The sequence below is a fragment of the Roseovarius nubinhibens ISM genome (assembly GCF_000152625.1).
GTDB lineage: Bacteria > Pseudomonadota > Alphaproteobacteria > Rhodobacterales > Rhodobacteraceae > Roseovarius > Roseovarius nubinhibens.
This window is the reverse complement of record NZ_CH724156.1, coordinates 1108411-1134460: the sequence shown is the minus strand read 5'-3', so window position 1 is coordinate 1134460 and position 26050 is coordinate 1108411. Positions and strand designations below refer to the sequence as shown.

Below are 26050 nucleotides of genomic sequence, written 5' to 3'. Positions count from 1 at the left end.
GTATAAAAACATGTCAGATCCCGTGACCAATGTGGAAATCGAGGATGTCCTTTCCTCTATCCGCCGACTCGTTTCCAATACGGGCGAGGCTGCGGAAGAGCAGGGGCAAGCCTCTGAGAAATCGCAGGATTTCCGTGCAGAGCGGGCGGCCAAACCGGTGGATGCGGGGATGGATCGTCTTGTTCTGACGCCGTCGCTGCGCGTTGATTCGGAGCCCGAGAGTGGGGCCGGATCGGACGCGGCAGAGAGCGTAGAGCCTGCCGAGGACGAGGATGATTTCGCGGTCAGTCTCACGGATGCCAGCCCGGTTCACGCGGTGTCGGATCTGCCGGATGCCGGCGAAGAAGCGCCGTTCATCGAGGCCGAAGACGAGGACGCGCCACATCTGGCGGATGTGACCGATCTCGGCCGGGATGCGGCCCTGTCTGAGCTGTTGGACACAGAGCTGTCTGCGACGGAATTGCCCGATGCCGATGCCGGTCCGGCCCCGCAAGAGGCACAGGCCATGGCCGAGGCGGCCGAGGTCGCGGCAGAGGACCGTGCGACGATCGATGCCGATGCGGCCTGGGGGGCGCCCGAGGGTGCGTTGCAGGCGCGGATTGCCGAGCTTGAGGCCGCCGTTGCCACCCGCGAAGAGGATTGGGAGCCCGATGGCACCACCTCTGAGGCCTATTCCGGCGGGCAGGTCGAGGCGCTGCCCTGGGAAGATTTCAACGGCTCCGACGATCTGTCGGAGGTGGCGGCGTCTGCGGATGAGGCGGCCGAGGTGGAGGCGATGGCCGAGCCGATGGCGAACCCGGCACCGCTTGGCAAGGATCGTCTGCAAGAGACGGAAGAGCCTGAGGCTTCAGAGCCCGAGAATGTTGCGCCGGAGGCCGCAGAGCCTGACGCCGTGGCCGAGGCCCGCGAGGAGCGCGCCAAAGAGGACGCGTTGGGCGCCGAGGGCGATGCCATTCTCGACGAGGAGGCGCTGCGCGATCTGGTGGCCGAGATTGTCCGGGACGAGCTTCAGGGCGCGCTGGGCGAGCGGATCACCCGCAATGTGCGCAAGCTGGTGCGGCGTGAAATTCACCGCGCCATGGCCATTCAAGACCTCGAATAGGCCGCAAGAGGACGCCGCGTCTCAGCCGGGCGTCGCCTCGCCGAGACAGGCGGGTGCTGCTGCCAGCTTGAGCAAAAGATCAATATCCATATGGGCCTCGAGATGCGCCGCCAGCTGGTCGAGCGTGGCGTCGACGCTGGCCTCGAAGTTGAGCTGCGACTCGGTGCCGAGCTCGGCCAGATAGGCGGCGCGGAAGGCGTCCGAGGCCAAAAGCCCGTGCAGGTAACTGCCGCGCACCCGGCCCGTCGCATCGCGCGCGCCCTCGGGCCGGTCACCGACCCGTAGCCAAGCGCGGGCGCAATCGGCCCCTTCGGTCTTGCCCAGGTGGATCTCATAGCCAGAGAGCGCCGTGCCGCTCTCTGGATGGCTGGCCTCGGTGAGGGCGAGGCGTTTTTCCGGGTGCATCACGGTGGTCACATCGAGATGACCAAGCCCCGCCACGCGCCCCGGGCGGCCCTCGATGCCTTCGGGGTCGTCGATCCACTGGCCGAGCATCTGATAGCCGCCGCAAATGCCGAGAACATGCCCGCCGCGCCGGATATGGGCGGCGAGGTCGATGTCCCAACCTTCGGCGCGAAACTGGGCGAGATCGGCGATGGTGGATTTGCTGCCGGGGATCAGGACGAGCTGTGCATCGCCGGGCAGGGGGCGGCCCGGCTCAACGATCTCGACACTCACCCCGGGTTCGGCGGCGAGGGGATCGAGATCGTCGAAATTGGCAATCCGGCCTAGCCGGGGCACCGCCACTTTGAATTCGCCACCGGGGCGCGAGGCGAGGTCCATCGCATCCTCGGCGGGCAGTTTCCACGCCTCGGCAAACCATGGCACGACGCCGAGCGAGGGCCAGTCGGTGCGCTCGGTGATCGCGGTGAGCCCGGCCTCAAAGAGGCTCGGGTCGCCGCGAAATTTGTTGATGGCAAAGCCCTTGATCCGTGCCGCGTCGCCCTGGGGCAGCACCGCCTTGGTGCCGACGATCTGGGCGATGACGCCGCCCCGGTCGATGTCGCCGACGAGGATCACCGGCACGCCCGCCGCCTCGGCAAAGCCCATATTGGCGATGTCGCCCTGGCGCAGGTTGATCTCGGCCGGGCTGCCCGCGCCTTCGATGAGCACCAGATCGGCACCGGCGCAGAGCCTGCGAAAGCTCTCGAGCACCGGGGGCATGAGGCTCGCCTTGTGCTGACCGAACTCGCGGGCGCGCATCACGCCGCGGCGCTGGCCCTGGACGATGATCTGCGCGCCGGTGTCAGTCTCTGGCTTGAGCAGCACGGGGTTCATGTCGGTATGCGGGTCAAGCCCCGCGCCGCGGGCCTGAAGCGCCTGTGCGCGGCCGATCTCGCCCCCGTCGACGGTGACGGCGGCATTGTTGGACATGTTCTGCGGCTTGAACGGCGCGACCTTGAGACCGCGACGCAGGCAGGCCCGCGCCAAACCGGCCACCAGCATGGATTTCCCCACGTTGGACCCCGCGCCCTGAATCATGATTGCCACTGTCATGAACCTGCCCCATCCTTGATCTGTCCCGTCATAGTCAAGCGGGTGGAACGAGGAAAGCCATGAACACACCCGCCCATGTGATTTTCGCGCTGGCGGCCTTTGCCCGACCGCAGGAGCGGCGGCGCAATCTGGCGGCGGCGCTGGGCGGGCTTGCGCCCGATCTGTCGCTTTATCTGATGACGGGGGCGGCGCTGGCGATGGGGTTTTCGCCGCGCGAGGTGTTCGACAAGCTCTACTTTTCGCAGCTCTGGCAATCGGTCTTTGCCGTCGACAATTCGCTCGTGCTCTGGGGCGGGTTGCTGGCGCTCTGCCTGTGGCGGCGCTGGTCGGTGGGGGCGGTGTTCGCGGGGGCCGCGATCCTGCATCTCGTCTTTGATTTCGCGCTGCACCATGACGACGCCCGGAGCCATTTCTGGCCGCTGAGCGACTATGTTTTCGTCAGCCCAGTGAGCTATTGGAACCCGGCCCATTACGGCGGGGTGGTCGGCCCGCTCGAGACGCTGGTGTCGCTGGGGCTCTGTGTCTGGCTCTGGTGGCGGTTGCAGGGGCTCTGGGCGCGGATCGGCATCACGATCCTCGCCACGGCCCAGCTCGCCCCTCTCGTGCTCTGGGGGCTGATGCTCGGCTAGGTGCGCGGGGAATAAAAAACCCCGCCACAATGGGCGGGGTTAGTGTCTTTAAGATGTCTCGCGTCAGGCGGCTTCGGCCTGCGCGGCAGCGTTGCGGCGTTCGCTTTCTTCACGCGACAGCGCGACAGAGGTGCGAACCCCTTTCGAGACAAATTCCATCAGCCCGGATACGACGCGCTCGTTGGGGTCGATTCCGGCGCAGCTCAGCACCTCGCGACCATCGCGCGAGCGCGCCCAGCGGGCGATTTGTTCCGGGCCGTTGCCATATTTCTTGTCGTCGGAAATGGCATCGTCCAGAGCGGCCAGTACGACAGCCGCGAAAAGTTTGCGTGCCCGGTTGCCTTGTTCGTTGTTGAACGCGGCACCGTCAACGAAATCCTTCATGGTTCGTCCTTGTTTGTTATTGCTCTTGTGTTTCAGGCGTGGCGATGCTTATGACGGAGTTTGATCGATTCGGATAGGCTTTATATGCATAGCTTTTATGCAGTCAGCGCATATCTTGTGCGAATGCGATACGATATCTCGTCTACTTGCTCCCATGCGTACATCAATATATAGACGCGCCCAGACTCCGATCAAGCTTTTGCTAAGGTTTTGCCACAATGCCCAAGATCAACGGAAATGAAATTCGCCCCGGCAATGTGCTCGAGCATAACGGGGGCCTCTGGTCCGCCGTGAAGGTCGACCACGTCAAGCCCGGCAAGGGCGGTGCCTTTGCCCAGGTCGAGATGCGCAACCTGCGCAACGGCTCCAAGCTCAACGAGCGCTTTCGCAGCGCCGACAAGGTCGAGCGCGTCCGCCTCGAGCAGAAGGATCAGCAGTTCCTCTACGAGACCGACGGCATCCTGACCTTCATGGACAGCGAAACCTACGAGCAGATCGAACTGCCCGCCGACCTGCTGGGCGATCGCCGCCCCTTCCTGCAGGATGGCATGATGATCACCGTGGAATTCTACGAGAACGAGGCGCTCAACGCGACGCTGCCGCAAAAGGTCGTCTGCAAGATCGTCGAGACCGAGCCGGTGGTCAAAGGTCAGACCGCGGCCAACTCGTTCAAGCCGGCGACGCTTGAGAACGGGGTCAAGGTCATGGTGCCGCCTTTCGTCGGTCAGGACGAAGAGATCGTGGTGAACACCGAGACCATGGAATATGCCGAACGCGCCTGATTGGCTGCACGGCTCAAACCATTAAGGCGCGCCCCGCGAGGGACGCGCTTTTTTCATGTCTGATAGGCACTTGGGGCCTACTGGGCCCTACTTGCGCAGCGCCGGTAGCCCCACGCCGGTGCATTCGAACCCGCCGTCTACGGCAATCGTCTGACCGTTGACATAAGAGGCGCGGTGCGAGCAGAGAAAGGCGATCACCTCGGCAATCTCGCGCTCGGAGCCATAGCGGTTGAGCGGGATCGCATCGTGATAGGCGTCAATGATCTCTTGGCTGTGCACCGCCATGGCGAGCTTGGTGCGCACCGGGCCGGGGGCGACGCAATTGGCACGGATGCCATATTCGCCAAGCTCGACCGCCTGCTGCTGGGTGAGCTGGATCACCCCGGCCTTCGACGTGCCATAGGCCACCCGCAGGGTCGAGGCGCGCAGGCCCGAGATCGAGGCGATGTTGACGATGGCGCCCTGGCCCGAGGCGCGCAGCATTGGCGTGGCTGCTTGCGTCATCAGGAACACCCCGTCGAGATTGGTTTCCATCACCCGCCGCCAGCGGGCGAAATCCGTCTCTTCGATGGGGCCGAAATCCGCCACGCCCGCGTTGTTGATGAGGGCATCAATGCCGCCAAAGGCCTCTTTGGTGCGGGTCATGATCTCTGCGACCTGATCGGGCTTGGACACGTCGAGCGGCAGCGCGAGAATGCGCTCGCGGCCCTCCGTGGCACGGGCCAACTCGTCCGCGTCCCAATCGACCATGGCGACCTGCCAGCCGTCTTCGAGCAAAAGCTCGGTCGTCGCCAATCCGATGCCGCGCGCGGCCCCGGTCACAATCGCGGTTTTCGTCATATCCGTCTCACTCCCCTATGACTGTTATTTGCGCACCCGCTGGGCCTATTCGGCCAGCCGCACGATGGCGTCACCGGCCTGCATATCGCCGCGGGCGCGGTCAAAGCGCAGATAGGCGATGGCCTGCGATCCGGCCTGCGTGTGCAAGGTGCCCACCGGCTTGCCCTCGGCGGTGATCTCGGTGCCAAGAGGCGCCGCGCCCTCGATCTCGACGGTGCGAAAGCCCTTGCGCAGCTCGGTCTTGTGTTTCATCCGCGCCGTCACCTCTTGGCCGACGTAACAGCCCTTGCGGAAATCCACCCCGTTGAGCCGCTCGAACCCGGCCTCGAGAATATAGGTCTCGGGGCCAAGCTCGCTGCCGGTCTCGGGAATGCAATGGGCGACGCGGATCGCGTCGAAATCGCTGCCATCTTCGCCGTCCTGCGCGCCATAGAGCCGCCAGCCCAGCGCCGGATGCCGCGGATCGGCCAGTGCGCCCTCGGGGGCCGGCCCGGTGCCGCGCGAGAGCTTCAGCGCGCTCTCGGACAGCTGCACATCGGCGCGCAGCCGGTACATCGCCAGCCGCTGCATGAGCATATCGCCGAGGCTTGCGTCGGCATCGAGGTGAATGGTCTCGCCCCGCGCCAGCAAAAAGAAATCGGCCATATACTTGCCCTGCGGCGTCAATAGCGCGGCATAGACCAGCCCCTGATCGAGCTTGCCCAAATCATTGGTCACCAGCCCTTGCAGAAAACTCCGGGCGTCCTTGCCGGAAATGTCGATGATACGGCGTGCCATGCTCTGTCCTCTTCTGTTGTCTCTTGTCATATAGGAGGTCTCACAGAGGGAACAGGGGCCAGAATGCGCGCGAAACTGACGGTGATCATTCCCACACTCAATGCCGAGGCCACGCTGCCCGTCTGTCTGGCGGCGCTGTTCGAGGGGGTTGAGGCCGGGCTCATCCGCGAATTGCTGATCAGCGATGGCGGATCAGGCGATGCCACGGCGCAGATCGCCGATGAGGTCGGGGCCGAGCTGGTGACCGGTACGGCCTCGCGCGGCGGGCAATTGCGGCGCGGCGCGGCGATGGCGCGTGGCGAGTGGCTCTTGATCCTGCATGCCGATACGCGGCTCGCACCGGGCTGGAGTGCGGCGGTGGCCGCCGCCATGGCGGCAGGACGGCCCGGCTATTTCAAACTGCGGTTCGACGCGCCGGGGCTCGCGCCACGTCTGGTGGCGGGCTGGGCCAATCTGCGGGCGCGGCTCTTTGGTCTGCCCTATGGCGATCAGGGACTTCTGATCTCGCGCCGGGCCTATGAGGCGGCGGGCGGCTATCCCGACATCCCGCTGATGGAAGACGTGGCGCTGGTGCGCAAATTGCCCCGGCTCACGCGGATCGAGGCCGAGGCGCTGACAGGGGCCGAGAAATACCTGCGCGACGGCTGGCTCCGGCGCGGGGCAGGCAACCTCTGGCGCCTCACCCGCTACCTGCTGGGGGCCGACCCAAACCGCCTCGCCCGGAAATACTGACCCCGGGCTTCTTCTGGCCCCAAATATCCCGGGGAGCGCGAGGGGCCGCGCCCCTCGCCAGCAAAAAGAAAAGCCCCGGATCACCGATCCGGGGCCTTCCACATCCAACGCGGGTGCGTGGATTATTCCTTGTCGAGCTCTTCGACAGCTTTCTGCAGGTCGTCTTTCGAGACCTCTTTGTCTTTGACCGTGGCCAGCTCGAGCACATAGTCGACAACCTTCTCTTCGAAGATCGGCGCGCGCATCTGCTGCTGCATCTGCGGGTTCTGCTGCACGAATTCAAAGAACTGGCGTTCCTGACCGGGGTACTGACGTGCTTCGTTCATGATCGCTTGGGTCATCTCGGCATCGGTCACCTGAACCTCTGCGCGCTTGCCCAGCTCGGCCAGCAGCAGGCCAAGACGCACGCGGCGCTCGGCGAGTTTGGTGTGCTCTTCGGTGGTCTCGATCTCGCCGTGATCATGGCCCTGAACCTCAGGGTTGTCATCATGCCAGAGCTGATGCGCGATCTGCTTGGCTTCGGCTTCGACCATCGCGGGCGGCAGCTCAAAGCTGACCATGTCGTCGAGCTGATCGAGCAGGCTGCGCTTGACCACGGCACGGGCGGCACCGGCATATTCGGCTTCGAGACGCTCACGCACCTGACCTTTCAGCGCGTCGAGATCCTCGGCGCCGAATTTCTTGGCCAGATCGTCGTTGATCTCGGCGGCTTTGGGTTCCTTGACCGCTTTCACGGTGCATTTGAACAGGGCTTCCTTACCGGCGAGATGCGCGGCTTGGTATTCTTCGGGGAAGGAGACGTTGACGTCTTTTTCTTCGCCTTCCTTGACGCCGATCAGCTGATCCTCGAAGCCGGGGATAAAGCTGTTGGAGCCGAGGACCAGCGGGTAATCTTCCGCCGCGCCGCCTTCGAATTCCTCACCGTCGACCGAGCCCACGAAATCGATGACGACCTGGTCGCCCTCTTTCGACTTGGAGCCCTTCTTGCGGTCTGCGAAATCCTGCGCGCTCTCGGCGAGGTTCGACAGGGCTTCGTCGACGTCTTTCTCGTCGGCCTTCACGACCATACGCTCGAGCGACACTTTCTTGAGGTCGAGCTCGGGGATCTCCGGCAGCGCCTCATAGGTCATTTCGATCTGGACGTCGTCGCCTTCTTTCCAGTCTTCGTTGGTCATCTTGACCGACGGTTCCTGGGCGGGGCGGTCGCCGCTGTCTTCGAAATGCTTGGACATCGCGCCATCGACGGCCTCTTGCATCGCTTCGCCCAGCACGCGCTGGCCGAATTGCTTCTTGAGCAGGGGCAGCGGTACCTTACCCTTGCGGAAGCCCTTCATTTCGATTTCGGGCTGGGCCTCTTTGAGCTTCTCGGTGACTTTGTCATCCAGTTCCTTGGCTGTCAGCACCATCGAGTAGCCGCGTTTCAGCCCTTCGTTCAGGGTCTCGGTGACCTGCATTGTTCGTCCTCATCCATTGCATTGGGCCGTGGAGGCGTCCACGGCGGTCAAAATCAGGGGCCGTAATATGGGGGCAAAGGGCGCGGCGCAAGCAGAGTCTTGGCGCATTGGGGTGTCAGCGCGACTTCCAGCTGTCGAGAGCCACCAGCGCGAGCCCCGCCGCCAGCCCCCAGAAGGCCGCGCCGATGCCCGCGAGGCTGAGCCCCGAGGCGGTCACCACAAAGGTCACGATGGCCGGGGTGAGATGGTGGCCACTGCCGAGCGCGGCGCTCAGCGATCCGGTGAAGGGCGCGAGCAGGGCGGTGCCCGCCACCACGGCGATGAGCGCCGGCGGAAAGCTCGCAAACAGCAGCACCAGCGACATGGCGACCAGCGCGATCGCGCCATAGCCCAGCGCATAGACCGGCCCGGTGAGCCAGCGTTTCGCGGGGTCGGGATGGACATCCTCACCGGTGCAGATCGAGGCGGTGATCGCTGCGAGATTGGTGCTATGGGCGCCAAAGACCGCGCTCGCCACCGAGGCGAGGCCGGTCACCGTCAGGATCGACCGCCCCGGCACCGGATAGCCGGCCGAGCGCAGCACCGCAAAACCCGGCAGGTTCTGCGAAGCCATGGTCACGAGGTAAAGAGGCAGGCCGACGCCCAACAGCGTGCCAGGCTCAAAGATCGGCCGGATCGGCGCGAACTCGGCGAACCCGCCCTGCCAGTCCGGTGTGGCGAGGCCAAGCCCCATGGCGAGCGCCACGCCCGCCACCAGCACCGCGATCACTGCCCAGATCGGCGACCAGAGCCGCACCACGAAGAAAAGCGCCAAGAGCGGCAGCACCAGCGCCTCGGCCCCGGCCACGGCGCGAAAGGCGTCGGCGACAAAGGCAAAGAGCACCCCCGCCAGCATGGCCGAGGCCACCTCGCCGGGGATGCGCGCGATGAGCCGTTCGAGCGCCGGGATCAGCCCGGTGAGCACCAAGAGCGCGCCTGCCAGCAAAAACGCCCCCGTGGCCTCGCCCATGCCGACGCCCGCGGTGCCGGCCAGAAGCGCCGCGCCGGGGGTGGACCAGGCGGTGATGATCGGCAGCCGGTGCCGCATCGACAGATAGCCGCTGGTCACCAGCATCGACAGGCAAAGCACGCTGATCCATGTGGCCTTTTCCGCGGCCGTGGCCCCCAGCGCATCCGCCCCTGCGAGCACGATGGCCACCGATCCGCCAAACCCCACGAGAACCGCCACCAAGGCTGAGAGAACAACGGATACGCGCATGGAAAACCCCGAAAAACATGTGTTGCCCCAATCTGTAACGCGGTCGCTCGCCAAGGTCACGGTCGGAGTGTCACGTGGCCCGTCCGTCTGGCGTCCAAGATTCCGCCGAAGCGGCACAGTGGCGCTTGATTACGCAGCGAACCCAGCTAGATTGTCGCAGTGTGACGTGTCACCGAGGGGCGCTTGGTAGCTTCCCGTTCGTGGCGTGGTTCGGGTGTGCAGGCTGATCGTTGGCCCCCCTTCGATTGCATGTGTTTGGTGACGTCGCACCCATGTTCTTGTCCTCGGTTTGCCTGGTTTGGCACCTGTTCCCGCGATCCTCCCCCTGCGCAGAGCGAGGCTCGGCACGGTGGGCAGTGGGGGCAGTTCGATCCCATCCTGTCCAACCCAACGAGGGCCAGAGTTGACACCAGAGTATCGACGCGCCGCGAGGCTGGGCCAAGGCCCGCTGATCCCCGAACTGTCCGAGATATGAGCGGCAACGCGCATCGGGCCCGGGACGCGTATTTCTTGCCCACCACGGGCGAGATGGCGTCGCGCATCCGCGACTTTGATTGGACAAGCTCGCCTCTGGGCCCGATAGAGACCTGGCCGCAGCCCTTGCGGTCGGCCTTGTCGATCTGCCTCTATTCGAGCTTTCCGACGGCGATCTACTGGGGGCCAGAGCTGCACCTTCTGTATAATGACGCCTGGGCGCCGATCCCGGCCGAGCGTCACCCCGGCGCGCTGGGCCGTCCGGGCAAAGAGGTCTGGCAGGACATCTGGGAGGTGGTTGGACCACAGTTCGAACGGGTGCTGGAGACCGGCGAGGGGTTTTCGACCTTTGACCAGATGCTGCCGATGGTGCGGGGCGGCAAGGCGCGCGAGACCTATTGGAACTACAGCTTTACCCCGATCTGGGACGAGGAGGGCCGCGTTGTCGGGGTCTTCAACCAAGGCAATGAGACGACCGAGATCGTCATGGCGCGTCGCCGCGCCACGGCCGAGATCGCGCGGCTGGGCCAGATGTTCCAGCAGGCCCCTGCCGCCATCGCCATGACCCGCGGACCGGAGCATGTGTTTGAGCTCACCAACCCAGCCTATGACCGGCTCGTGGGGCGGGAGAATGTCATCGGGCAGACCGTGGTCGAAGCCGTGCCCGAGGTGGTGGCGCAGGGCTTTGTCGATCTGCTCGACGATGTTTATCGCTCGGGCGAGGCCTATGTCGGCAAGGCGGTGCCGGTGACGCTCAACCGGGGTGACACGCCCGAAGAACATCTGGTCGATTTCATCTATCAGCCGCTCTTTGAAGAAAATGGCGAGGTGAGCGGCATTTTCATGCAGGCCACCGATGTCACCGACGCGGTCCATGCCGAACAGGCGCTGCGGCTCAGCGAAGAACGCTATCAGGCCATCGTCAATTCCATCGATCAGATGATCTGGTCGACGCGGCCCGATGGCTATCACGATTTCTACAATGACCGCTGGTATGAATATACCGGCGTGCCGCGCGGCTCGACCGATGGCGAGGCGTGGAATGGCATGTTCCATCCCGACGACCGCGCCCGCGCGTTTGAGGTCTGGGGCAAGAGCCTCGCCACCGGCGATCCCTATGAGATCGAATACCGGCTGCGCCACCGCAGCGGCGAATACCGCTGGGTCATTGGCCGCGCCCAGTGCCTGCGCGATGAGGATGGCCAGATCATCCGCTGGTACGGAAGCTGCACCGACATTCACGACCAAAAGCTCGCCGAGCAAAAACTGGCGGCACAGGCGGCGGCGCTGACCCGCGAGATCGAACAGCGGCAGAAGAATGAAATCGCCCTGCGCGAGAGCGAAGAGTTCAACCGCAGTATCATCGATTCGAGCGGCGATTGCATCAAGGTGCTCGACCTTGGCGGTCATGTCCGCTTTCTCAATTCGACGGCGCGGGTGCAGCTCGAGATTGATGACGAAACCACCGTGGTCGGGCGGCACTGGCTGTCGCATTGGCCGAAGGAGAGCCATAGCCTTGTGCGCGACGCGCTCGAACAGGCGCAGAACGGCCATGGCGCGCGGTTTTCCTCGTTCCGGCCCACCGACAAGGGCACGCCGAAATGGTGGGATGTGGTGGTGACGCCGGTGCTCGGGGCCGAGGGCACGACCGAACGGATCGTCTGCCTTTCGCGGGACATTTCGGCACAGATCCGCGCCGAAGAGGCCCGCGACCTGTTGCTGCGCGAGATGGATCACCGGGTCAAAAACCTCTTCTCCGTCGCCTCCGGCATGGTTTCGATGACCGCCCGCAACGCCGAAACGCCCTCTGAGATGGCCGACAAGCTCAAGGGCCGGTTCTCGGCGCTGGCCAAGGCGCATGATCTCATCCGCGCGGCGCTGGGGCGCGAATATCACCATGCCGAGGCGCGGCTCTCGTCGCTGCTGACCGAGATTCTGCGCCCGCATCTCGATTGTGGCCGCTCGGATCAGGTGGCGCTGTCGGGGCCCGAGCTCTACCTGCCGGTCGAGGCCAGCACCAGCCTCGCGCTGGTCTTTCACGAGCTGGCGACAAACACCGTCAAATACGGCTCGCTTGCTGCGCCGGGCGGCACGCTCGATGTCACCTGGGAGGAGCAGTCAGATCAGCTGGTTCTGTGCTGGAAGGAACGCATCGCCGAAGGCCGGTTGAGCGAGCCGACCGCGCAGGGCTTTGGCAGCCGTCTCGTCACATCGACCACCACCGGGCAGCTCAACGGGACGATCGATTACGACTGGCAAGAGGATGGCGTGGTGATCACGCTCACCATCCCGCTCGAGACGCTGGACAGCCCAACAGGTCATTACCCCGGCCCCTGAGGGACAGGCCCAACGAAAACCCCCGGCCCTGAGTGGGACCGGGGGCGATTTCAGACCAGAGCTGACCGCCGGGATCAGTGGTTGAGGATCTTCGACAGGAAATCCTGCGCGCGCTCGCTCTCGGGATTGCCGAAAAACGCCTCGGTTTCGCGATCCTCGACGATGGCGCCGGCATCCATGAACACGACGCGGTCGGCCACTTTGCGGGCAAAACCCATCTCATGGGTCACCACCATCATCGTCATGCCCTCCTGCGCCAGCTCGACCATCACGTCGAGCACCTCGTTGATCATCTCGGGATCGAGCGCCGAGGTCGGCTCGTCGAACAGCATCGCAATCGGGTCCATCGCCAGCGCCCGGCTGATCGCGACCCGCTGCTGCTGCCCGCCCGAGAGCTGACCGGGGAACTTGTCGATATGCGGCTTGAGCCCGACCCGGTCGATCAGCGCCTCGGCCTTGGCATTGGCCTCGTCGCGCGACCGGCCCAGCACCTTTTGCTGGCCAAGGCACAGGTTCTCGCGCACCGACATATGCGGGTAGAGCTCGAAATGCTGGAACACCATGCCGATGCGCGACCGCAGCTTGGTCAGGTTGGTGCGCCGGGCGGTGACCTCGGCGTCCTCGACCATGATCTTGCCCTCTTGCACGGGTTCGAGACCGTTGACGCATTTGATCAGCGTCGATTTCCCGGATCCCGACGGGCCACAGACCACGACGACCTCGCCCTTGTCCACCTTGGTGCTACAGTCGGTGAGAACGCGGAACTCACCATACCATTTCGAGACATTTTCCAGAGTGATCATGCGGTAGAGGCCTTTTTGAGGCGCCGGACAAAGAGCGATCCAGCGAAGCAGATGACGAAGTAGACGAGGGCGGCAAAGATATACATCTCGACCAGACGGCCCTCGGTGCGTGCGACGATCGACGAGGCCGTCATGAAGTCACGCAGCGATACGACAAAGACAAGGCTGGTGTCCTGAAACAGGATGATGCCTTGGGTGACGAGGATCGGGATCATGTTGCGGAACGCCTGTGGCAGCACGACATAGCGCTGGGTCTGCCAATAGCTGAGCCCGACGGCCTGCGCCGCATGGACCTGCCCCTGCCGGATCGACTGAATGCCGGCGCGGATGATCTCGGAATAATAGGCCGCCTCGAACATGACAAAGGCGATGAGCGCCGAGTAGAACCCGCCAATCGGCCGACCGAGCGCCAGCGGCACGAGGAAGTAGAACCAGAAGATCACGAGGATCAGCGGCACCGACCGGATCAGGTTCACATAGCCCGCCGCCGGCAGCGCCAGCCACCACAGGCCCGAGAGCCGCATCAGCGCCAGAAGCGTGCCGAGAACGATGCCGCCGATGATCGCCAGAAGCGTCAGCCAGAGCGACAGCTGCAGCCCTTGCCAGAGGAACGGCAGGTTGTCTGCAATAACGGAAAAGTCAAAATCACCCATCGGTCATGCCTTTCCCACGAAGCCCGGAATCTGGGTGTATTTTTCGAGCATCTGCGCAATCACCGTCGCCATCAGGGCGATGACCACATAGATGATCGTCGCGGCGGTATAGGCCTCAAAGCCTTGGAAGGTGTATTCGGCGATCTGTTGGCTCTGCGCCGTGAGTTCGAGCAGCCCGATGGTCAGCGCCAGCGACGAGTTCTTGAAGATCGTGAGAAACTCCGAGGTCATCGGCGGCACGATGAGCCGGAAGGAAATTGGCAGCAGCACATAGCGATAGGTCTGCGCGGTGGAAAACCCGTTGGCATAGGAGGCGGCGACGAGACCCTTGCCCACCGCGTTGATCCCGGCGCGCACCTGTTCGGCCACCCGGCTCGCGGTATAGAGGCCAAGCCCGATGACGGCGGTCACGAACTCGGGGTTCGGCATGTCGCGCTTCATCCAGCGGCCCATGTCTTGCGGCACGATTTCGGGCACGACGAAATACCACAGGAACAGCTGCACGAGCAGCGGCACGTTGCGGAAGATCTCGACATAGGTGGTGCAGAGAAAGGCGATGGGGCGGTTCGGCAGGGTCCGGCCCACACCGATGAGAACCCCGACCAGCAGCGCCAGAACCCAGGCGCTCAGCGCGACCGAAAAGGTCCAGCCGACACCGGAGATGAGCCAGCTGAGGTATTGCTCTTCAAAGAGCACACCCCAGTTCCAATTATAATCCATAGAGACTGTCCCAGGTAAAACCGGGGGCCCTGGGGCCCCCGGAGATCAGGTTATTCCGGCAGAGCGTTGAGCTGGAACGCCGCCTTCAGGAGGTCGGTCTGTTCCACGCCGAGGGGATCGAACCATTTTGCATAGATGTCGTTGATCTCGCCCGAGCGGAACACCGCGGCGAGGGCCTTCTTGCCGACAAGCTCAAAGGCGCTGTCGTCGCGGCGCACCATGAGGGCATAGGGGTCGAAGGAGAGGAAATCGCCGACAACGGCGAAATCATCGGGGGATTTCGACTTGGAGATCAGACCAAAGAGCAGGATGTGGTCGGTCGAATAGGCGTCGACCCGGTCGGTCTCGAGCGACAGCATGCCTTCGGCGTGGTCACGCACCGGCAGGATCTTGACGTCGAGGCCCTTCTCTTCGATCGCGGCCTTCACCGCGCGCTCGTTGGTCGTGCCTTGGGCCAGCGCCACGGCCTTGCCGTCGAGATCGTCGATGGTGGCGATGCCGCCATCCTTGCGCACCAGAAGCTTGGTGCCGGTGATGAAGGTGGTGGGCAGGTATTCGACCTGTTCCTGACGGGTCAGGTTGTTGGTGGTCGAGCCGCATTCGAGGTCAATCGTGCCATTCGCCATGAGCGCGATACGGGTCTTCGGGTTGACCGGCACATATTTGATCGAAATCTCTTTGCCGAGCTCGGCCGACACGGCCTCGACGATCTTGTGGCAGAGGTCGATGGAATAGCCGATGGGCTTTTGGTTCTCATCGAGATAGGCGAAAGGCACCGAGCTTTCGCGATGGCCGAGCACGATCTCGCCCGAGGCCGCGATTTTCTCGAGCGTACCGCCCGCATTCTGCGCGATGGCCGGAACGGCAAGGCTCGCCGCGATGGCTGCCGCCATGAAACTCTTGATGATTGTCATTTGGTTGTCCCCTTGTTGGATCAGGTTTTGGATCAGGTGTTGGATCTGATTTTTTGAACTGGAGTTACGCGGGTCATCTCTGTTCGAGGCCCCAAGGTGCAAGTGCGCTCGACCGAGAAGGGCGCGAGCGGCCCCCATGGCGACAGAACTGCGTATAGTTTAGGCAGGCTAGCCCGGTTCTTGGGCAAGTTGCAACGATCCGGCGGATGTTTTCGGCAGTCCCGAAAAGCCAAGGCCGGAAAGCCCGAATATTAGGCGTCGCGGGGTGGGACCGCCGGGGATGTCTCGCGGGGCGCGCTGCCGCCCGTGCGCCCCGCCGCCGCCAGCGTGATGGACACCCTGAGCCCCGGCGCATTGTCCTCAAGCCGCAGCACACCCTCGTGGAATTTCACAATCGCCGCAACGAGGCTCAGCCCCAGCCCGCTGCCCAGGGTCGTGCGGCTCCGCTCGAGCCGATAGAGCCGCCGCAGCACATTCTCGCGCTCGTCCTCCGGGATGCCGGGGCCGGTGTCGCTCACCTCCAGGCGCACCCTGCGCCCCAGCTGCGTGACCGAAATCGAGATTTCCGCGCCCGGCGGCGCATGGCGCAGCGCGTTCTCAATCAGATTGGCAAAGACCTGACCCAAGAGCGATTTGTCGCCGCGCACCAGAACCGGCGTCGCGGGCACCTCACAGCCGAGGTGATGGCCGCTGTCATCGGCGGTGGGCTCATAGACCTCGTAGAAGGTCCGGGCGAGCGCCGCGACATCGACCTCGTCGAACCGTTTGCGCGGCGCGCCGCCTTCGATCTGGGCGATCTGCAACAGCGCCTGAAAGGTTTTGACGATGCCATCCGTCTCGGCATGGGCGCGGTCGACAAGCTCGGAGGCATCGGTCGAGAGGCTGGTCTTCTGGCGCAGCTGGCTGAGCAGGACCGAGACCCGCTGTATCGGCGTCTTGAGGTCATGGGCAATATCCGCCGACACCTGTTTCAGCGCCGAAATCTGCTGTTCCTGCGCCGTCGCCATCGTGTCGATCCGGTCGCCGATCCGCGACAGGTCGTCGGCCCGCCCGCCCATCGGCGCGACGCGGGCGGCATAATCGCCGGTGGTGAGCCGGTCGAGCGTTGCGTCGATCCGGTCGAGCCGCCGGACCGAGCGCCGCGCCAGCAAGACACCGGCTCCGATCACGATCAGCGTGGTCGGGATCAGGCTGAACAGGAATACCGCGAGAAAGGCCTCCTGAATATCCTCGAGCGGCTCGGCGCTCAGCGCGATCATCATCTGCCCGCCATGGACTGCGGCGCTCAGCGCGAAATACTCGCCCTCGACCTCGGTCGCCTCGTCATCGAAAGAGACAATCGCATAGCCCTCGCCCTTGGAGACGAGCGCCGCGTTCCCGACATGCAGCCCGCCGGGCAGCACATAGCTCAGGATGCGGTCCTCCGGCGAGGCGGTGCGCGATTGCGAGCGCACAAAGGTGATCACTGCGGCGGTGTTGGGCAGGGCGCGAAAGCTCGCCATTTCCTGCTGCAGCGTCGAGCGCAGCGCCTCTTGCGTGTTGTCGCGCACGATCACATAGGTCGCGGCGAGGCTCAGCAGGCTGACCAGCGCAAAAAGCGCCGCCATCGCCAGCGAGAGCCGCAGCGGCGTCGAGGCCCATATGCCGCGCGCAGGCGTCACGGCTCAGCCCGCGATCCGATAGCCAGAGCCGCGCACCGTCTCGATGAGCTCTGTCTCGAACGGTTTGTCGACCTTGGCGCGCAGCCGGCTGATATGGGTCTCGACCACATTGGTCTGCGGATCAAAACTGATGTCCCAGACCGCCTCGAGCAGCATGGTGCGCGTCTGCACCCGGCCCTTGCGGCGCAACAGCTGTTCCAACAGCGCGAATTCCCGGGGCAACAGGTCGATGACCTGCCCGGCCCGCGTCACCTTGCGGTGCATGAGATCCATCTCGAGATCACCGGCGCGCAGGATCGTTTCCTCCTGCGTGGCGCGCGGCCGCCGCGCCAGGGCCGCCACCCGCGCCGACAGCTCGCCAAAGGCAAAGGGTTTGACGAGATAATCATCGCCCCCCGCGTTGAGCCCTTCGATCCGGTCGTCGACCCCGCCAAGCGAGGTGAGAAACAAGACCGGCGTGTGGTTCTTCGCGCCCCGGAGCGTCTTGACCAGCGCCATCCCATCGAGCCCCGGCAACATCCGGTCGATGATGAGCACATCATATTCCGTGCCGCTCGCCTGCAAGAGCGCCTCGCGGCCATTCTCGATCAGGTCCACCACATGGCCTTCCTCGCGCAGCCCCCCTGCGACATAGGCGCCGGTTGTCTTGTCATCCTCGACCACCAGAATTTTCATCATTCCCCCCGCCTCATGCCGGTGGCCCCCTCTGGGACCACCTTTGTTTTGCCATGGATTTCCGAAAGGTGCGACTTACTTGTCGCGGCCCGTCTTGGGTGCGCCGTCGTCATCCTCTTCGTCATCCTCCTCACCGTCATCCTCCTCATCGTCATCCTCGACATCCACAGTCATCGACCTGTCGGCCAGATGATAGAGCACCTCCTGCTCGGACCCGTCCGCCATTTCGATCTCGAACTCCACGACGCTGTTGCCCGGGGTCTCATCGTCGAACTCGGCCTCGACCACCGTGCCGCCGGTCTCGGTCTCAACCGCCGTGACGGCCTCGACCACGGCGGGGTTGGCCTCGAGAAAGGCTTGCAACTCGGCCGCATCCCCGCCGCCCTCAAGGTTTTGGGCATAGGCCAGCGAACCGGCGAGGATCGACAGGCCGAGCAGGCCGGAACTTGCGGCATAGGCGATTGTGCTGCGTTTCATACTCATATCTCCTTGGTCACTGAGCGGGACCATCCCGCCCGATGACACCGATTTACGATCTGGCCCTGCCGCCTGCCTGTCGCTCGGATTACATCTGTGTGATCTGCGCCATCTTGTGGCCGCTTGCGACCCAAAGGGAAAAACGGCGGGGTGCGCCCGCCGTTGCCGTCCTTCTCTCTATCTCGCGCGCTCAGGCCGTCGCGGGCGCGCCCTCCGGGTCTTGTCCCATGGTCTCAACCCTCTGCCCCGGTGCCGCCAGCCGCAGCGCCAGCGCGAACGCGGCGCCCAGCACCACGGCAAAGCCCACCGCCATGATCCCAAAGCCAAGCCCCGCCACCGCGATCACGGCAATGAGTGTGCGCGCGACGATTGATTTGATCCGATCCATCCGATCTCTCCTTGTTCCAACTGATAAGGAATATCGGCGGCCAGCCCGCCCCCCGCCTGACGCCAAGATTACATCTGTGTAATCTTCGCGCCCCGCGAAACCCGGGCCGAGGCGGCGGGCGATCACCGACAAGTGAGATTACAAATCTGTATAGTTCGCGTCAGGCACGGGTGAGGCCGGGCCGCCATCTCCTCTCTCATCACACCCGAGATGGAGGATTACATGTCTCGCAAAATATCCCTGGGTCGCACCCCGCTTGCCGTCGCTCTGGCCGCCGTTCTCGGCACGACGAGCCTCGTCGCCCTGACGCCGAGCTCGGCCCTCGCCATCCCGCCCGGCGGCTATGCCGATCTCATCGAAGATTTCAGCCCGGCCGTGGTGCTGGTCGAAGTGAGCGCCAAGCCGACGCCCGCCAATGCCGAAGGGCCCCTGCCCAATGACGAGTTTCTGAAAGAGTTTCAGCGCCGCTTTGGCGACCGGCTGCCCGAGCTGCGGCAATTGCCGGACGAGGGCGCGCGCCGTGGCGTCGGGTCGGGCTTTATCATCTCGAGCGATGGGCTCATCGTCACCAACAACCATGTGGTCGATGGCGCCTCCAGCGTCACCATCAAATTCGCCGACGGGTCCGAACATGAGGCGCGCGTCGTCGGCACCGATCCCCTGACCGATATCGCGCTTCTCGACATCGAGGGCAGCGATCTGCCGACCGTCTCCTTCGGCTCGTCTGAGGAGATGCGTGTCGGGGACGAGGTGATTGCCATGGGCAACCCGTTCGGCCTCGGCGGCACGGTGACCACCGGCATCGTCTCGGCCAAGGACCGCAACATCAACGCCGGGCCCTTTGACGAGTTCATCCAGACCGACGCCGCCATCAACCGTGGCAATTCCGGCGGTCCGCTCTTCAATGACCGGGGCGAGGTGATCGGCGTCAACACCGCGATCTTTTCCCCCGATGGCGCCAGCGCCGGGATCGGCTTTGCCGTGCCCTCCGATCTGGTGTCGCGCATCGTTGCCGATCTCAAGGATGACGGCAAGATCGACCGCGGCTGGCTCGGCGTCCGGATCAAACCGGTGAGCGACGAGGTCGCCTCGGTGCTCGGGCTCGACGCCGGTGAAGGCATTCAGGTCGAAGGCGTGATCGACGGCTCGCCGGCGGATAAGGTGGGGCTAAAGGCCGGCGACATCGTGCTGAGCTTTGACGGCACGCCGATCAACGAGGCCCGCGATCTGACCCGGGCGGTCGGCAATGCCGCGCCCGACACGGCCTCCAAGATCGAGATCCTGCGCCGTGGCGACCGCCAGACCCTCGACGTCACCCTCGCAAACCGCGCAACCGCTCAGGACGCCTGACGCAAGCGCGACGCCCCTGTCCCGGTGAGCATGGCGCCGGGGCAGGGCAATTGGTGGCAGGGTAATTGGCGGCAGGGCCTTACAGTACAGGTTTGAAAGAACTGACGGCGCGGGCAGATTGTCCCGCGCCGTCTTTAATGGGGCGAGCATCCCCTCGACGCTCTGCGAGATGCCGCACCGACGCAATGCCGATCCGCCGCTCGATACGCTTATCTCCGTCTGAAAGGGGACATCCCAAACAAACCCCGCTCATCCCTTGGGCAGGGGCCTCAGAAGCGGCTCAATTTCTGAGCGAGTGAAGTTTCCGCCCCAGAAAAAAGAAACATTCAGGAATGAATGTAAGTTGCGCGAATCGATTTCATGTGCTGTCAATTGATCAAAGGGGTGGCAAATGACTGACGACACGACGGAAAATCAAACCCGCAAACCGCCCAAGCGGCGGCGCACACAGGATGAACGCTCGGCCGCGACGATCGAGAACCTGTGCAAGACCACGGTCGAACTGATCGCCGAGATCGGTTTCGTGAATGTGACCACGACCAAGATTGCCCGGCGGGCGGGCATTTCGCGCGGTGCGATCCTGCATCATTTCGACTCCAAGGCCGATCTCGTGAAACGCGCGACTGCGCTCATGTGGTCATCGGTCGTCGATTGCGCCGCCGCCATCAGCGACGACCACAAGGATGGGGTGCTCGATCCCAAGGATCTGATCGACCGCGCCTGGACCGGCCTGATGAGAGATCAATATGTGACCGTCTCTATCGACATGATGGCCGCCGCGCGCGGCGATCCGGATCTCAATGAACATGTCGAACTCTGGATCAACCGGATGTTCGAGAGCTACCGCGAAACGGCGCGCGAGATTTTCTGCGGCACCGGGATGAGCGAGGCCGACGCGGAATCCCTGATGCTCGTCCTGACCTCGACGCTGCGCGGTCTGCGCGTCGCCCAGATGATCGAACCCGACCCGGACAAGGCCGAGGCCGCGCTCGCCACCTTGGCCAATCTCATTCGGGCGCGTCTCGCAAGCGAGGGGGCATCATGACGCCGATACTGCACGCCACAGGCATGAGCCGCAGCTTCGGGGGGGTGCACGCCGTGCGCGACATGTCCCTCGAGGTCGCCAAGGGCTCGATCACCGGCCTCATCGGCCCCAATGGCGCGGGGAAATCCACGCTCTTCAACCTGCTGAGCGGCGTCATCAAGCCGGACGGCGGCACGGTCGTGTTCAACGGCCGCGACGTGACCTCTCTCGCGCCGTGGAAACGCGCCCGGCTCGGCATGATCCGCACGTTTCAGCTGGCCCGCGAGTTTCAGCGCATGACGGTGCTGGAAAACCTCATGCTCGCGCCGCAGCTTCAGCTGGGCGAGACATTCTGGCCGAACTTCCTGACCCCCGGCAAGGTGCGTCAGCAAGAGGCGGAAATCTACGAAAAGGCCTGCGAGGTCATGGAGATCGCGCTTCTGGCCAAGCTGCGCGACACCTATGCCGGCGATCTCTCGGGCGGGCAGAAGAAGCTTCTGGAACTGGCGCGCACGCTGATGATCGACTGTGATCTCATCTTGCTCGACGAGCCGGGGGCAGGGGTCAACCCGGCGCTCATGCAGACGCTCACCGACATGATCCGCCGCCTCAACCGCGACCATGGCAAGACCTTCCTCGTGGTCGAACATGACATGGATATGATCGCCCAGCTTTGCGACCCGGTCGTGGTGATGACCCAAGGTGGCTACCTCACCAGTGGCCCCTTTGAGGAGATCCGTCAGAACCCGGCGGTGATCGAAGCCTATCTGGGGGAGACCGCCGATGTCTGACGCCCTGCTCAAGACCCGCGCCCTCCAGTCCGGCTATGGCAAGACCATCATCTGCCATGACGTTACGCTGGATCTCGCGCCGGGTGAAATCACCTGCATCATCGGTCCCAACGGGGCCGGGAAATCCACCCTGCTCAAGACCATTGCCGGGGTTGTGCGCCCGGTCTCGGGCAGTGTCACCGTGGCCGGGCGCGAGATTGCCGGATTGCCCGCCGCGCAGGTGGCCCGATCCGGCATGGCCTATGTGCCGCAAGAGGCGAATGTGTTTCGTCAGCTCACCACTCACGAGAACCTGACCATGGGCTCCTGGGGCGACAAGACCCGCACCCAGGAGGCCTGTGACCGGATTTACGAGATGTTTCCCGATCTCGCCCGGCTGCGTCAGACCCGAGCTGGCAACCTGTCTGGCGGGCAACGCCAGATGGTCGCCTTTGGCATGGCACTGATGCTCGCGCCCAAGGTGCTGTTGCTGGACGAGCCCTCGGCCGGGCTGTCGCCGCTGATGGTCGGGCAGATGTTCGACATCGTGCAGCGGGTCAATGGCGAAGGCGTGGCCATTTTGATGGTCGAACAGAACGCCATCCAGGGGCTGCGCATCGCGGATCATGGCATCGTCATGGCCGCGGGCCGGGTCGCATTGCAGGACCAGGCCTCGAACCTCTTGGCATCCAAAGAAGTATCTGAACTCTATCTGGGGTCGCGCTCATGAGCATGCAAATGATCTTTAACGCATTGGTCAATGCCGCGCTCATCGCGCCTCCGGCCATGGCATTCTCCCTGCTGTTCGGGATTCTCAAATTCCCGAATTTCGCCATCGGCGGCTATATCACGGTGGGCGCCTTTGCCGCCTATACGTTCAACGTGCCGCTGGGCTTGCCGCTGCCGCTGGCCGCTGCCGCCGCGATGCTGGTCACCGCGCTGGTGGTCTGGCTGATGCATGTGCTGGTCTTCCAGCCGATGGAAGAGCATTCGGCCATCACCTTGCTGGTGGTCTCCATCGCCCTGACCCTGATCATCGAGAATGTGATCCGGCTGTTCTTTTCCGCCGATGTGCGCGGCTTCGAGATCCCGTTAGAGCGGCCCTGGAAACTCTTGGGCGCGCGGATCACGCCGGAACAGGTGCAGATCATCATCTGGAGCCTCGTCATCGGTGTCGCGCTGCATTGTCTGCTGGCCTACACATGGATCGGCCGGGCGATGCGGGCGGTGGCGGACAACCCGATGCTGGCCGCCATTCGCGGGGTCAATGCGACCCGGATCACCGCCTTTACCACCGCCATCTGCGGCGCGCTCTTCGGGCTCACCGGTGTCTTTGCCGGTCTCGATCTGGTGATCGAGCCGCTGGTCGGCTGGAACCTCACCATCCCGATCTTTGCGGCGGCGATCCTCGGCGGCATCGGCTCTCCCTATGGGGCGATCGTCGGGGCGCTGCTGGTCGGGCTCGCGGAAGAGGCCACCATTCTCTTCCTGCCTTCAACCTACAAGATCGGCGTCGGTTTCGTGATCATCGCCGTGCTGCTGCTGCTGCGTCCGCAGGGGCTCTTTGGAACCGCGGAGATCAGAAAATGAGCGCATATCTCATCTCAATGGGCACCTATGTCGGGTTCTTCATGATCCTGGCGCTGGCCCTCAACCTGCAATGGGGCATCGCCGGGATGGTCAATTTCGGCATCGCAGGCTTCTACGCGATGGGGGCCTATGTCTCGGGCCTTCTGGTGGCCAAGCTCGGCGTGCCGGTGGGTCTCGCCATCCCGGCGGCCTGTGTCGCGGGCTGGGTGCTCGGCGGGGCGGTGGCGCTTTTGTCGGTGCGATTGCGGGAGGATTTTCTGGCCATCGTGACCCTGGGCGTCGGCGAAGTCATCCGCCTCATCGTGCTCAACGAGGATCAGATCACCGAAGGCCCGCGCGGCCTGCGCATCGACGGCCGCCCCTTTGGCGATCTCATCGGGCCAGAGCTCTACCCGCTCTTCTATCTCCTGCTGGTGGCGGTCTGCGTGCTCATCACCTATCTCGTCTGCGAACGCATCCGCCGCGCCCCGATGGGCCGCACCCTGCGCGCCATCCGCGAAGATGACGTGGTGGCCGAGGTGCTGGGCAAGAATGTCCTGATGCACCGGGTGCTCACCTTTGCCATCGGCGGCTTCTTCATGGGGCTCGCGGGCGCGCTCTATGCCCATTACGTCCAGAACATCAGCCCCGAGGTCTTCATGCCAGTGGTCGCCATGTTCATCTGGATGTCGGTGATCGTCGGCGGCGCTGGCAACAACCGCGGCATCCTGATCGGCGCCGGCACGGTGATGATCTTTCTCGAAGGCACGCGGTTCATCGGCGATTTCACCGATGTCCTCGACGCCGAAAAGATGTCGGCGATGCGGATCATCCTCATTGGCTTCCTGCTGATCGTGACCCTGCGGCTGCGGCCCCGTGGCCTGCTCCCCGAGCCGAAATTCAACGTCAAAAAGACCTAAGCGCCCACAGAAGGCGCATCCCAACCAAGCCAACAAGGAGTGAACCATGAAGTTTTCCATGACGAGAAGAAGTCTGCTGGCGGGAAGCGCCGCAGCCTTGATGACCCCCGCGATCCTGCGCGCCCAGGAGGCGGATATCGCCATCGGCTCGCTGACCCCCAACACCGGCGGCGGCGGGCCGTTCGGGCCGAATATCACCGCCTCGCACAAACGGGTGGCCGATGCGGTCAATGCCGCGGGCGGGGTTCTGGGCCGTCAGATCCGGCTCTATCAGGAGAACTCGGAGACCAACCCGGAAACCGCCGTGCGCGCCGCGGACAAGCTGATCAGTGTCAACAAAGTGTCGGCAATCATCGGCACGTTTTCGTCCTCGGTCACCCTCGGCATCATGCCGAAATGCCAAAGCGCCAACATCATCCAGATGTGCACCTCGTCGAGCGCCGACATCCCCATCGCCGATGAAAAAGGGCTGGTCTTCAACTTTCAGCCGCTGTCGCCGATCTGGGGCCGCGCCATCGCCGATCTGGTGCTGAGCCGGGGCCTCGAAAACTATGCGCTGATGGCGCTCAACAATGATTTCACCCGCTCGATGATGGATGGGTTCATCGAACGCGTCGGCACCGAGGCGCTGGTGCAGGACCCGTTCTACTACAACGCCGGGCAATCCTCCTATCGCTCGGAGGTGACCCAGCTCATCGAGAAATCGCCCGAGGCGGTGTTCATCCCCTCCTATGTTACCGATTTCACCGCCGTCTACAAAGAGCTCTACCGCCAGGGCTATGAAGGCGCGGTGATCACCATCTCGCTCTCCACCGGCGATCAGTTCAAGAGCACCGTCGGTGCCGCCGCAGACGGGGTGATCCATGGCTTCCCGGTCCCGGCGCTGAGCTCTCCGGCCTACAAGGAATATCTCACCGAGGCCGGGCTCGAGGACACCGGCTCGGTGCAGCACCCGTTCGGCACCGCCGGGCGCGACCAGATGTCGGTGCTGCTGCTGGCGATGGAAAAGGCCGGCACCACCGACAGCGCGGCCGTGGCCCAGGCGATCTGGGACGTGACCACCGGCGAGGGCAAGAAAACCGTCTACAACGTGGCCGACGGGCTCGCCGCGATCCGGGCTGGCGAAGAGATCAATTACTCTGGCGCCTCCGGCAGCATCGAATTCGATGCCGAAGGCGGCGTGCTTGGCCGCGACTTTCAGCTGTCCGAAATTCAGGACGGCAAGGATGTCGTCATTCAACGACTGGAATACTGACCCCATTACGGAGAGGGTCTCGGCCCTCTCCGACATACCCAATTGATAGGAGACCCGCGATGGCGCGCGTGAGAGATGTTGAAATTGATGAGGTACCGGCAGAGGTGCAGCCGATCTACGAACGCTATGCCAAGGAGTACGGCCCGTTCCTCAACCAGGTCAAAGTCTTCGCCCACCGGCCGCCGGTGCTCAAGCATATCATGGGCCTCTTGCTCGAACTGCATGACGAGGCGCTGCTGCCCAAACGCTATCTCGAGATCGCCCTTGTCACCGTCTCGACCATCAACAAATGCGACTATTGCATCGCCCATCACGCGCCCCGCGCCCAGGCCTATGGGCTGAGCCCCGCCGCCCTCGACAACATCCTCGACGAGAAGCCCGAGGGCTTTGACGATCTCGACATTCTGGTGCGCGATTTCGCCGAACAGGTGACCACGAAATTCCAGTATATGCGCGACGCCATCTTCGACGAGCTCAAGACGCATTTCAGCGAAGAGCAGATCGTCGAGCTGACCATGCGCATCGCGCTGTGCGGCTTTTTCAACAGGGTCAACGACTCGCTCCAGATCGAGACCGAAGAGGGCGTCGAAAAGCTGCTGGTGTGA

At 63.9% G+C, this 26050-nt stretch carries 27 protein-coding genes; 13 read left to right on the top strand and 14 right to left on the bottom strand.

Going from position 1 to position 26050, the window contains the following annotated elements; all coding sequences use genetic code 11:
- Positions 1–10: 10 nt before the first annotated feature.
- Positions 11–1102, top strand: a complete 1092-nt coding sequence (locus ISM_RS05555; protein WP_009813143.1) for a hypothetical protein — start codon at positions 11–13, stop codon at positions 1100–1102.
- Between the two features lie 21 nt (positions 1103–1123).
- Here the strand turns inward: ISM_RS05555 and ISM_RS05550 are convergent, their stop codons facing one another.
- Positions 1124–2599 carry a cobyric acid synthase gene (locus ISM_RS05550; RefSeq protein ID WP_040617883.1) on the bottom strand — a complete coding sequence of 492 codons (1476 nt, stop codon included), beginning with the start codon at positions 2597–2599 and terminating at the stop codon, positions 1124–1126.
- Between the two features lie 59 nt (positions 2600–2658).
- Between ISM_RS05550 and ISM_RS05545 the strand changes: the two genes are divergently transcribed.
- Positions 2659–3228, top strand: a complete 570-nt coding sequence (locus ISM_RS05545; protein WP_009813141.1) for a hypothetical protein — start codon at positions 2659–2661, stop codon at positions 3226–3228.
- 63 nt (positions 3229–3291) lie between these two features.
- Here the strand turns inward: ISM_RS05545 and ISM_RS05540 are convergent, their stop codons facing one another.
- Positions 3292–3612, bottom strand: a complete 321-nt coding sequence (locus tag ISM_RS05540; RefSeq protein ID WP_009813140.1) for a DUF6280 family protein — start codon at positions 3610–3612, stop codon at positions 3292–3294.
- Positions 3613–3830: 218 nt separating this feature from the next.
- On the opposite strand from ISM_RS05540, the gene efp reads away from it, so the two are divergent.
- Positions 3831–4394, top strand: a complete 564-nt coding sequence (gene efp / locus ISM_RS05535) for an elongation factor P (protein ID WP_009813139.1) — start codon at positions 3831–3833, stop codon at positions 4392–4394.
- An 87-nt stretch (positions 4395–4481) separates the two neighbouring features.
- Here the strand turns inward: efp and ISM_RS05530 are convergent, their stop codons facing one another.
- Complete coding sequence (locus tag ISM_RS05530; protein WP_009813138.1) at positions 4482–5234, bottom strand: SDR family NAD(P)-dependent oxidoreductase; 753 nt, start codon at positions 5232–5234, stop codon at positions 4482–4484.
- 45 nt (positions 5235–5279) lie between these two features.
- Positions 5280–6011: a CAF17-like 4Fe-4S cluster assembly/insertion protein YgfZ gene (ygfZ, locus tag ISM_RS05525; protein ID WP_009813137.1), complete on the bottom strand. Its 732-nt coding sequence runs from the start codon at positions 6009–6011 to the stop codon at positions 5280–5282.
- 63 nt (positions 6012–6074) lie between these two features.
- Here ygfZ and ISM_RS05520 point away from each other — a divergent pair, with 63 nt between their 5' ends.
- Positions 6075–6743, top strand: a complete 669-nt coding sequence (locus ISM_RS05520; RefSeq protein ID WP_009813136.1) for a TIGR04283 family arsenosugar biosynthesis glycosyltransferase — start codon at positions 6075–6077, stop codon at positions 6741–6743.
- Between the two features lie 122 nt (positions 6744–6865).
- Here ISM_RS05520 and tig read toward each other — a convergent pair whose 3' ends face one another.
- Complete coding sequence (tig, locus tag ISM_RS05515; protein WP_009813135.1) at positions 6866–8197, bottom strand: trigger factor; 1332 nt, start codon at positions 8195–8197, stop codon at positions 6866–6868.
- A 115-nt stretch (positions 8198–8312) separates the two neighbouring features.
- Positions 8313–9455, bottom strand: coding sequence for a benzoate/H(+) symporter BenE family transporter (locus ISM_RS05510; protein ID WP_040617882.1), 1143 nt, complete (start codon positions 9453–9455; stop codon positions 8313–8315).
- 471 nt (positions 9456–9926) lie between these two features.
- On the opposite strand from ISM_RS05510, the gene ISM_RS17690 reads away from it, so the two are divergent.
- Positions 9927–12266 (top strand): PAS domain-containing protein, encoded by a 2340-nt coding sequence (locus ISM_RS17690; RefSeq protein ID WP_009813133.1) that lies wholly within the window; start codon positions 9927–9929, stop codon positions 12264–12266.
- Positions 12267–12340: 74 nt separating this feature from the next.
- Here ISM_RS17690 and ISM_RS05495 read toward each other — a convergent pair whose 3' ends face one another.
- The 8 genes from ISM_RS05495 to ISM_RS05460 all read right to left on the bottom strand — a co-directional run bounded on the left by ISM_RS05495 (position 12341) and on the right by ISM_RS05460 (position 18557).
- Positions 12341–13069, bottom strand: a complete 729-nt coding sequence (locus ISM_RS05495) for an amino acid ABC transporter ATP-binding protein (protein ID WP_009813132.1) — start codon at positions 13067–13069, stop codon at positions 12341–12343.
- Positions 13066–13722 (bottom strand): amino acid ABC transporter permease, encoded by a 657-nt coding sequence (locus tag ISM_RS05490; protein ID WP_009813131.1) that lies wholly within the window; start codon positions 13720–13722, stop codon positions 13066–13068. The genes ISM_RS05495 and ISM_RS05490 overlap by 4 nt, the downstream gene beginning before the upstream one ends.
- A gap of 3 nt (positions 13723–13725) precedes the next feature.
- The gene (locus ISM_RS05485) at positions 13726–14442 is read right to left on the bottom strand and encodes an amino acid ABC transporter permease (RefSeq protein ID WP_009813130.1); all 717 of its coding nucleotides are present in this window, start codon (positions 14440–14442) and stop codon (positions 13726–13728) included.
- A 50-nt stretch (positions 14443–14492) separates the two neighbouring features.
- Entirely contained in the window at positions 14493–15356 is an 864-nt protein-coding gene (locus ISM_RS05480) for an amino acid ABC transporter substrate-binding protein (RefSeq protein WP_009813129.1), read from the bottom strand.
- Between the two features lie 251 nt (positions 15357–15607).
- Positions 15608–17017 carry a HAMP domain-containing sensor histidine kinase gene (locus tag ISM_RS05475; protein ID WP_009813128.1) on the bottom strand — a complete coding sequence of 470 codons (1410 nt, stop codon included), beginning with the start codon at positions 17015–17017 and terminating at the stop codon, positions 15608–15610.
- A gap of 3 nt (positions 17018–17020) precedes the next feature.
- Positions 17021–17692 carry a winged helix-turn-helix domain-containing protein gene (locus ISM_RS05470; protein ID WP_040618337.1) on the bottom strand — a complete coding sequence of 224 codons (672 nt, stop codon included), beginning with the start codon at positions 17690–17692 and terminating at the stop codon, positions 17021–17023.
- 75 nt (positions 17693–17767) lie between these two features.
- Positions 17768–18169: a PepSY domain-containing protein gene (locus tag ISM_RS05465; RefSeq protein WP_009813126.1), complete on the bottom strand. Its 402-nt coding sequence runs from the start codon at positions 18167–18169 to the stop codon at positions 17768–17770.
- Positions 18170–18359: 190 nt separating this feature from the next.
- The gene (locus ISM_RS05460) at positions 18360–18557 is read right to left on the bottom strand and encodes a hypothetical protein (protein ID WP_009813125.1); all 198 of its coding nucleotides are present in this window, start codon (positions 18555–18557) and stop codon (positions 18360–18362) included.
- A gap of 222 nt (positions 18558–18779) precedes the next feature.
- On the opposite strand from ISM_RS05460, the gene ISM_RS05455 reads away from it, so the two are divergent.
- From ISM_RS05455 to ISM_RS05420, 8 genes are all read left to right on the top strand, one after another.
- A complete protein-coding gene (locus ISM_RS05455; protein WP_156783317.1) occupies positions 18780–19907 on the top strand; it encodes a S1C family serine protease in 1128 nt (375 codons plus the stop codon).
- A 391-nt stretch (positions 19908–20298) separates the two neighbouring features.
- A complete protein-coding gene (locus ISM_RS17685) occupies positions 20299–20952 on the top strand; it encodes a TetR/AcrR family transcriptional regulator (protein ID WP_009813123.1) in 654 nt (217 codons plus the stop codon).
- A complete protein-coding gene (locus ISM_RS05445; RefSeq protein WP_009813122.1) occupies positions 20949–21722 on the top strand; it encodes an ABC transporter ATP-binding protein in 774 nt (257 codons plus the stop codon). Before ISM_RS17685 ends, ISM_RS05445 begins: the two co-directional genes overlap by 4 nt.
- Positions 21715–22431, top strand: coding sequence for an ABC transporter ATP-binding protein (locus ISM_RS05440; RefSeq protein WP_009813121.1), 717 nt, complete (start codon positions 21715–21717; stop codon positions 22429–22431). The genes ISM_RS05445 and ISM_RS05440 overlap by 8 nt, the downstream gene beginning before the upstream one ends.
- On the top strand, positions 22428–23291 hold the full coding sequence (locus ISM_RS05435; protein WP_009813120.1) for a branched-chain amino acid ABC transporter permease: 864 nt from the start codon (positions 22428–22430) through the stop codon (positions 23289–23291). Before ISM_RS05440 ends, ISM_RS05435 begins: the two co-directional genes overlap by 4 nt.
- Positions 23288–24190 (top strand): branched-chain amino acid ABC transporter permease, encoded by a 903-nt coding sequence (locus tag ISM_RS05430; RefSeq protein WP_009813119.1) that lies wholly within the window; start codon positions 23288–23290, stop codon positions 24188–24190. Before ISM_RS05435 ends, ISM_RS05430 begins: the two co-directional genes overlap by 4 nt.
- 58 nt (positions 24191–24248) lie before the next feature.
- The gene (locus ISM_RS05425; RefSeq protein WP_246557314.1) at positions 24249–25445 is read left to right on the top strand and encodes an ABC transporter substrate-binding protein; all 1197 of its coding nucleotides are present in this window, start codon (positions 24249–24251) and stop codon (positions 25443–25445) included.
- Between the two features lie 59 nt (positions 25446–25504).
- Positions 25505–26050, top strand: coding sequence for a carboxymuconolactone decarboxylase family protein (locus tag ISM_RS05420; protein ID WP_009813117.1), 546 nt, complete (start codon positions 25505–25507; stop codon positions 26048–26050).